Here is a 7,227-nt window from a genome sequence, read left to right on the forward strand (position 1 = left end):
GGGCGTACGGCGGAGGGAAGTTCCACCAGGTGACGGGCGAGGTGGCGGCGGACCCGGGCTACCAGGGTGCGTACGCGGCCTGCACCGCCTGACGTCCGGCATTGACACTCGTCCATGACGGTACTTAGCTTGCCGTGTTCGTGCCCGCGAAACGGGGAGGACACGCATGCGCGCCGTCCAGGCCCACCAGCGGCCCCTTGTGGCTCCAGCCGCCGGTCACCAGCCCCGGCCCTCCTTGGCCCACCGTGCCGTCATGTGGTCGATCCGCTCCTCGAGCTCCGGCACGGTCGGGGCGAACACCAGCACAGCGCGCCGGTGATTGTCGCCCCACAGGTCGTCGCCGCCCAACAGGCGCCAGCCCGACCTGGTCGCCGAGAACCCGGCCGGATGCTCTCGGCCCACGCCCGGGTTCTCGGCAACCCACATCACCGACCAGCCCTGATGATCCTCGTCCAGCCGCTCGCAGGTCTCCAGCGCGCCGTCGGGCCAGCCGGTCCGCTCGGCGATCAGCCGCCGGTTACGCCAGGCCAGCGGCATCTCGTCGGTCACGATGCCGCCCTGCCGTACCCGGCCCATCCGGCCTCCGACCGCAGGCACTCCTCGCGGACGCAGATCAGCAGGCCCAAGCGATCCGGGAGCATCGCGGTCACCGGAGGCTCATCCGGGCGGTCGTGCACCGCGAAGTAGTGCCCGGCCGGCACCCGTTCCACGCCGCTCGCCTCCGCCAGGCCGCTCTGAGGGGTCAGCACGGCGGCGGGCATGGAAAATCCACTCGCATCTCGCTCGCCGCCGCGCTGGTGGCTCAGCACGGCGGGGGTGCTGATGTCACCACGCCGCCGCACTGAGGGCGACGACGGGCAGAGCCGACCGTCTCACGGGATCCAACCTCACCCGCCGTCGCTGAGACGAAGATTACGGCCACCTGGAAGCCGACTGATTACTTCCTGCTATCACGCGATAAGCGCGTGGAGACCTACTGCGACAGCAGCGCTGCGCATCTGCGAAGTGATCGCGTTTTTCCTGGTACGGCGGATGACCGAACCGATCGCGTCTCGCACGGTGGGCCGCAGGCGGAACCACTGCGGGCCCGCCGCCTCACTGCGCAAAAACGCAGCGATCGCTTCCTGATCCCGGCCGACCTGGGCCAGCGCGCTGGCGAGATCGGCGAAGTACGGAGCCTGCCGGTTCGCGATCGGGAGGTGTCCAGGGGCGATGTGATCAGCGGCCTCCAGGGCAAGCTGAGGCTCGTTCAACTCAAGGAGGATCGAGACCTTCCAGAACCCCACGTTGGTCGGCCCGAACGCAAACCGGGCAAGGCCGAGGTCTTCCGGTTCGCCGAGCGACGCGGCCTCTTCCTCGGCCACTCGCAGGTGGCGTACTGCGGTGGCGGCCTGCTTGTCCACCGCGGCACGCAACGCCCCGTGCAGATGGAGCATCCCGTACGCCTGCCGTACCCGAGGATCGCTGGTGTGCGGCTGGATTTCGTCGGCGACCCGCTGAGCGAGCCGGGCCGGGGCACCGGGCATCTCCGGCGGCATAGCCAGGATGCGGACGAACTCGGCGATGCCGATCCACGCCGGATCACCGAACTCGCGCGCCTCCACGACCGCCAGACGCGCAGCGTCCCGAGCCAAATCCGAATAGCCCAAGTGCTTGAGCGTGTACGTGGCCACGTGCGCAACTTGGACTAGTCCGACCCGTCGGGCGCGGGTTGGTCAGCCTGCGCTGCCCTGAGCCTGCAGGAGTTGTGCGGTGTAGGGGTTGAGTTCGATCGGTGCGTCTTCCCCGACGACCACGGTGCCGCCGATGTGGGCCAGGTGGCGGCCGTACGCGTAGTTCGGCTCGAAAGCGAAGCTCATCCCGGGCACCAATTCCATGTCCGCCAGGAAGGCGGGGTGATCGGCGACCCGGGGGTAACCATCGGTGCCGGGGATGCGGCTGAACAGACCGCGGCCCCTGCCGACGGACAGTCCGGGGTTGAGTGAATGGACCGCGATCAGGAATGGCCAGCCTTCGGCGGCATCGATCGGCTCGTGCATCGCGTCGACGAGGTCGCCGAAGGTCCGCCCTGGGCGCAACGCGTCGAGGCCGGCGTCGTAGGCGGCCCGCGCGACCCGTGCTGCCCGGTGGAAGTCCTCGTGGACCTCGCCGACGGCGATGGTGACCTGGTTCTGGGTGTGGCGGCCGCCGAAGTTGGCGAACACCTCGGCATAGATGACGTCGCCGTCGGCGAGCACGCGGGGCGCCTGGGGACGCTGGCCCCAAGCCGGTGGCCCTGCGGCGACCACGTCGGGTCCCGACCACAGGTGCATGGCGGCGGGCAGGGTGCCGTGGCGGTAGCCGGCGGCCATGCCTGCCGCGTATACGTGGTTCTCCGGGACGCCGGGAGCCGCGGTCGCGACCATGGCTTCGACCATGGCGTCGCCGATTTTCGCCGAGTGGCGCAGCGCGACGATCTCCTCCTCGCCGAGAGGAAGGATGAGCTGGCCGAAGGCGAGATCCACGGGACGGAAGTCGGCGTGGGGCAGGGCGGTCAGGACCGCGTTCCAGAGTCCGTACGGGATGATGCCTTCCGGATGCCAGGGCATGTGGGATCCCAGGCCGACGACACCGATGACCGCTTCACTGAGCCCGGATTCGCGCAGCGCCTCGACGATCGTGCGGGAGTTGCGGGCGGCGCGCAGGTTCTCCGGGGCGATCCACATGGTCTCGCCGCGACGCGAGGACTCCAGGTGATCCATGAGGTACATCGGGCCCGGCAGCAACGAGACGGGCGTACCGGTGCGGGGGACGACGACCGTGGCGCCGGGGCGGCCGTTGGTGAACCAGGTGTCGTAGGCCACCGGGGCGGGCCCGGCGTCCTCGTGCTCACCGAAGACGAGTAAGGCGTCGATGCCTTCGCGGGCCATGAAGGCTCGGGCCAGGTCCCATCGGCGGCCGCGCTCGGCGAGGGAGAAGACGGGCGATGCCGTGTCGGTCATGAGGGTGGCCTGCTCCTTCAGTTCTGGTGGCTGTTTGACAGGAGGCGGATCAGGATCTGCAGGCCGGTGCCGGCCTGGGCCCAGCCGGTCCGGGGGCGTAGCCGACCGCTGGCATCGGCGTCGATCAGGCCGTGGGCGGTAGCGAAGATGAGAATGGCGAGGTTGTCGCTCGGTGTGTCCGGCAGCGTGCCGGCCGCCTGGCTGTCCTCGACGATGCCGGCGAAGACGCCGAGTGCCTCCTCCGCGGCGGCCGTCAGCGGGCCACCGCGGACGGCGATGGCGGGGCTGTTGAACAGCAGGCGGTAGCGCGCGGGATGGGCCTGGCTGAATTCGATCACGGCGTCCAGCGCGGCCAGCAGCCGCTGGTTCGGTTCCTGCCCGGACGCCCGGATCCGCTGCCAGCCCTCGGCCAAGGCCCGGAAGTCGGTGGCCGCGACGGCCGCCAGCAAGTCGTCGCGGTTGACGAAGTGCTTGTACGGGGCGTTGTGGGACACCCCGATCGCGGCGCCGACCCCCCGCAGGGTGACCGCGGCCTCGCCACCTTCGTCGAGCAGGTCGGCAGCGGCTGCGACGAGCCGTTCGGCGGTGCTCATCGCAGCAGCGCCGGCTCTTCGGCCGAGGTGAGGGCCACGAGACGCTTGCTGTCATCCCACAGTTTGCCTGCGCGTTGCTCGTCGTAGGAGAGCCGGGCCGACCGGACAGCCGCCAGTGTCCCGGCGTTGGCCTGGAAGTACTTGCCGGACCCGCCGGCGTGCTCCGGGCTGACGGCGAGTGCCGCCAAGGAGGCGCCCGAGAACTCCGCGGTGGAGGTGATCGCGCCGATCCGCTTGGTCACCCACTTCATGGCGGATGTCGCGGACAGCCACTGGACCGGTTTCGGCATGCCGCGCAGGAATCCGGTGTCGGGGATGGAACCCGGGTCGAAAGCGATCGAGGAGATCCCGCTGCCGGCCCGGCGTAGCCGGCGGTCCAGCTCGTAGGCGTACATCACCGTGCACAGCTTCGAGGTCGAATAGCGTTTGCCCGCGGACAGCGCCTTCGCGCCGTCCCGGCCGATGGTGGCGAGCGTGGTGGCGTCCGGTTCGACGACGGCGCCGACCATGCGCCCGTCCATCGAGTCCGGGTCGTGGGTGCTGCTGGAGGTGTAGACCACCCGCCCGTCGTCCGACAGGTGCGGCAGCAGCAACTCCACGAGCAGGAAGTGCCCGAGGCAGTTGGTGGCGAACGTCGTCTCGTAGCCTTCGGGGCTGTAGGTGACCGGGCCGTCGAAGCGGCCGCCCGCGTTGCAGGCGATCGCGTCGAGCGAGGCGACCTCCCCGTCCGCGAGCATCCGGCCCAGCTGCCCGGCGGCCGTCCGGACCGACGTCAGCGACGAGGTGTCCAGCGCCAGCGTCGACACCCGCACCCCGTGTGCCGCCCGCAATTCGTCGGCGACCGCGCGCATTCGATCCGGGCTGCGACCCGCCAGCACGAGATCGACGTTCTCCGCGGCGAGCACGCGAACCGCGGCAAGGCCGATACCGGAATGCCCGCCGGTGATCAGAACCGTAGCCATCTCCCACTCCCTCCAGGTTGACGCCGTCAACCTACCCCGAGAGGTTGACACCGTCAACCTCTCGGGGAGCCGATCAATGGAGACCTGCGCGTATGACTGGTCCTGATCACATGTGGCCGTCGGTATCGTCGTGACTGGCGACCACGATCGACCGGATGTGCCGAGCCCGCGGGACAGACCCTGGCCCGCCTCAGGCGGCCGGGAAGACCTGCACCTCGCCGCCGTCGGCGAACAGTTCACTACCGGTCATGAAGCTCGACCGGCCGCTCGCCAGGAACAGGGCGGCCTGCGCGATCTCGGCCGGGTCCGCGACCCGGCGCAGCGGCGTCGTGGCGGCCATCTGGCCGAGGAGGGCGGGGACGTACGCCGGGTCCCCGGCGATGCCACGCAGCCCCGGCGTGTCCGTCGGGCCGGGGACCAGCACGTTGACGCGGATCGCGCGCGGGGCCAGTTCCGCGGCCCAGATCCGGGCGAACTGCCGGACCGCCGCCTTCGACGCCGAGTAGGCACCGAAGCCCGGGTTACCGCGGCTGGCCGAGGTCGAGCCGGTCACCACGATCGACGATCCGTCCGGCATCAGCGGCAGCATCTTCTGCACGGTGAACACGGTGCCGCGCACGTTGACACCGAAGGTGTAGTCGAAGCTCTCGGGCCGCAGTTCGGTGATCGGGGCGAGCGCGTCGCCGCCGCCCGCGTTGGCGAACAGCACGTCGAGCCGCCCGGCACTCTCGCCGATCCGGGCCGCGATCGCATCCAGGTCGGCCAGGTCGGTGATGTCGCCGCGGATCGCGGTGGCACCGATCGCCGCGGCGGCCCGCTCCAGCTCGGGCTGCCGGCGGCCGGTGATGAAGACCTTCGCGCCCTCGGCCACGAACAGGGTCGCCGCCGCCAGGCCGATACCGGTCGCTCCCCCGGTCACCAGGGCCACCTTGCCGTCGAGCTCAGTCATGTGTTGCTCCTCCATAGTTCTGGACCGATCGGTCAGATACAACCACATGTTGACCGAACGGTCCAGAACAAATATCGTGACGCCATGGCGCGCCCCCGCAAGTTCGACGAGCAGCAGGTGCTGCGCTCCGCGACCGAGGCGTTCTGGACCTCCGGCTTCGCAGCGACGTCGCTCGACGACCTGATGCAGGCGACCGGCCTGGGCAAGGGCAGCCTCTACGGTACGTTCGGCGACAAGCAGGCCCTGTTCCAGCGAGTCCTCGACGGCTACTGCGCCGATGCCACGGCCGACCTGCACGCCCGGCTCAGTGGCCCGGAGTCCTCGGCGGCTACCCGGCTGCGCGCCCTGTTTCACGCCGTGGCCGCCGCCGGTGGCATCCCCATCCCGCAGCGGGCCTGCCTGCTCGCGAAGTCGACCGCTGAACTGGCCGCCACGAACACCGAGGTCGCGGCGAAGGCCCGGCAGACATTCACCACGATCGCCGAACTGCTGCAGGCCGAGGTCGAGCACGCACAGGCCACCGGCGACATCCCCGCCGACCGCGACGCCCGCCGCACGGCCCACCACCTCCTGGCCGTCCTGCGCGGCATGGAGGCCCTAACCGAGGCCGGCATGGACGCCTCGGTCCTGCGCGACGCCGCCGACATCGCCCTCGAAGCGGCTGGCCTTACCGCAACCTAGACGAGTGATGACCGGTGTTGCCTGCGTGGATGCGGGTGGTTGCTCAGTGAGCAGATGAGGGTATCCAAGATCGACGTTGCTGAGCAACGATGACCGGGAGGCCATGTGCACGTCGATTCGGAGACCCTCGCGACCGCAATCTACGTGAAGATCGACGACGAGTTGAGAGGCGAATCGGAACGCCGCTGGATCCGTTACCTGGGCAAGAACCTGCGCCCGTTGTTCCCGGTCCAGCTCTCCCAATCGGGCTACAACAAGCGGCTACGTGGGGAAAGGCGCTCTGCCCAGGCGTAGCCGAATGCCTCGAACGGGCTCGTGGTGGTGTCGGCGCCACCGCCGATCCGCCCCGACCGCATCGCCGCACGCGCCTCGGCCGCCGCCTCCTCCGGCTTCTCGGCGGCCAGCAACGCCAACCCGAGGTCGAGCTTCGCCGACGCGATCCGCCGAGGACGTGAACCCTCCTCCTCCAGCTCGGTGATCACATCCCGGGCCACCTGCTCAGCCGCCGGATCACCCACCCACGCCAGCGTCGTCGCCGCATACGCGTGCGCCTTCGCAGGGTCGTACTGGTAGTGGTGCTCCGGATGCTCAGGAACAGCACGGTGCTCGGCCATGCCCTCCACCCGTCCCAGCGCATCCCGGGTGGCCGCCTGGTCGCCCAACCGTGCCCACGCCCGGCCCTCCTGCGCCGTCGCCTGCACGATCGCCGACCCGCCCACCGGCGCAACTGCCTGGGCATGCCGGGACAGCTCGACGGCCTTCCGGAATTCCCCGCGGGTCAGCCGGTCCCAAGCCTGCGTCTCCAGGCACCAGGCGGCGATCTCGCGGTGCTCAGCCTGCTCGGCGAGAGCGGATGCCGTCTCCAGGTGCGCCTCGGCGGCGAGGCGCTGCTGAAGGTCGACGTGCAGGGTGGCCCGCAGCATCGACAGCCAGCCGCCGACCACGAGCAGCCGTCGATGCCGGCCGAGGGTCGCGCGGCCGGCCAGGAGCTGATCAACGTACCTGAGATGGCGCCGCACCCGTGACAGTAGATCCACGGGCGGGCTGGTGGCGTACGACAT

The 7,227-nt window shown here is 70.1% G+C and carries 8 protein-coding genes and 1 pseudogene; 1 reads left to right on the top strand and 8 read right to left on the bottom strand.

Annotated features, from left to right (window positions below):
* Positions 1 to 216: 216 nt before the first annotated feature.
* The 7 genes from AB0M08_RS46820 to AB0M08_RS46850 all read right to left on the bottom strand — a co-directional run bounded on the left by AB0M08_RS46820 (position 217) and on the right by AB0M08_RS46850 (position 5,485).
* Positions 217 to 576 (bottom strand): hypothetical protein, encoded by a 360-nt coding sequence (locus tag AB0M08_RS46820; protein ID WP_364508659.1) that lies wholly within the window; start codon positions 574 to 576, stop codon positions 217 to 219.
* Positions 546 to 761, bottom strand: a complete 216-nt coding sequence (locus AB0M08_RS46825) for a hypothetical protein (RefSeq protein WP_364508662.1) — start codon at positions 759 to 761, stop codon at positions 546 to 548. The genes AB0M08_RS46820 and AB0M08_RS46825 overlap by 31 nt, the downstream gene beginning before the upstream one ends.
* Positions 762 to 950: 189 nt before the next feature.
* Positions 951 to 1,673, bottom strand: a complete 723-nt coding sequence (locus AB0M08_RS46830) for a hypothetical protein (RefSeq protein ID WP_364508664.1) — start codon at positions 1,671 to 1,673, stop codon at positions 951 to 953.
* 42 nt (positions 1,674 to 1,715) lie between these two features.
* Entirely contained in the window at positions 1,716 to 2,981 is a 1,266-nt protein-coding gene (locus AB0M08_RS46835; RefSeq protein WP_364508666.1) for an aminopeptidase P family protein, read from the bottom strand.
* A 17-nt stretch (positions 2,982 to 2,998) separates the two neighbouring features.
* On the bottom strand, positions 2,999 to 3,574 hold the full coding sequence (locus AB0M08_RS46840) for a TetR/AcrR family transcriptional regulator (protein WP_364508668.1): 576 nt from the start codon (positions 3,572 to 3,574) through the stop codon (positions 2,999 to 3,001).
* The gene (locus tag AB0M08_RS46845) at positions 3,571 to 4,536 is read right to left on the bottom strand and encodes an SDR family NAD(P)-dependent oxidoreductase (protein WP_364508671.1); all 966 of its coding nucleotides are present in this window, start codon (positions 4,534 to 4,536) and stop codon (positions 3,571 to 3,573) included. The genes AB0M08_RS46840 and AB0M08_RS46845 overlap by 4 nt, the downstream gene beginning before the upstream one ends.
* A gap of 190 nt (positions 4,537 to 4,726) precedes the next feature.
* Positions 4,727 to 5,485, bottom strand: a complete 759-nt coding sequence (locus tag AB0M08_RS46850; RefSeq protein WP_364508674.1) for an SDR family oxidoreductase — start codon at positions 5,483 to 5,485, stop codon at positions 4,727 to 4,729.
* 84 nt (positions 5,486 to 5,569) lie between these two features.
* On the opposite strand from AB0M08_RS46850, the gene AB0M08_RS46855 reads away from it, so the two are divergent.
* Positions 5,570 to 6,166, top strand: coding sequence for a TetR/AcrR family transcriptional regulator (locus AB0M08_RS46855; RefSeq protein ID WP_364508676.1), 597 nt, complete (start codon positions 5,570 to 5,572; stop codon positions 6,164 to 6,166).
* Positions 6,167 to 6,414: 248 nt separating this feature from the next.
* On the opposite strand, the pseudogene AB0M08_RS46860 reads toward AB0M08_RS46855, so the two are convergent.
* Positions 6,415 to 7,227 (bottom strand): annotated as a pseudogene (locus tag AB0M08_RS46860) (hypothetical protein); the annotation flags it as partial.

The organism is Actinoplanes sp. NPDC051851 (assembly GCF_040681165.1).
Lineage (GTDB): Bacteria > Actinomycetota > Actinomycetes > Mycobacteriales > Micromonosporaceae > Actinoplanes.

Excerpts from the sequence above, each read along its gene's own strand:
- AB0M08_RS46820 (WP_364508659.1), bottom strand. The coding sequence starts at position 576 with ATGGGCCGGGTACGGCAGGGCGGCATCGTGACCGACGAGATGCCGCTG.
- AB0M08_RS46825 (WP_364508662.1), bottom strand. The coding sequence starts at position 761 with ATGCCCGCCGCCGTGCTGACCCCTCAGAGCGGCCTGGCGGAGGCGAGC.
- AB0M08_RS46835 (WP_364508666.1), bottom strand. The coding sequence starts at position 2,981 with ATGACCGACACGGCATCGCCCGTCTTCTCCCTCGCCGAGCGCGGCCGC.
- AB0M08_RS46840 (WP_364508668.1), bottom strand. The coding sequence starts at position 3,574 with ATGAGCACCGCCGAACGGCTCGTCGCAGCCGCTGCCGACCTGCTCGAC.
- AB0M08_RS46845 (WP_364508671.1), bottom strand. The coding sequence starts at position 4,536 with ATGGCTACGGTTCTGATCACCGGCGGGCATTCCGGTATCGGCCTTGCC.
- AB0M08_RS46850 (WP_364508674.1), bottom strand. The coding sequence starts at position 5,485 with ATGACTGAGCTCGACGGCAAGGTGGCCCTGGTGACCGGGGGAGCGACC.
- AB0M08_RS46855 (WP_364508676.1), top strand. The coding sequence starts at position 5,570 with ATGGCGCGCCCCCGCAAGTTCGACGAGCAGCAGGTGCTGCGCTCCGCG.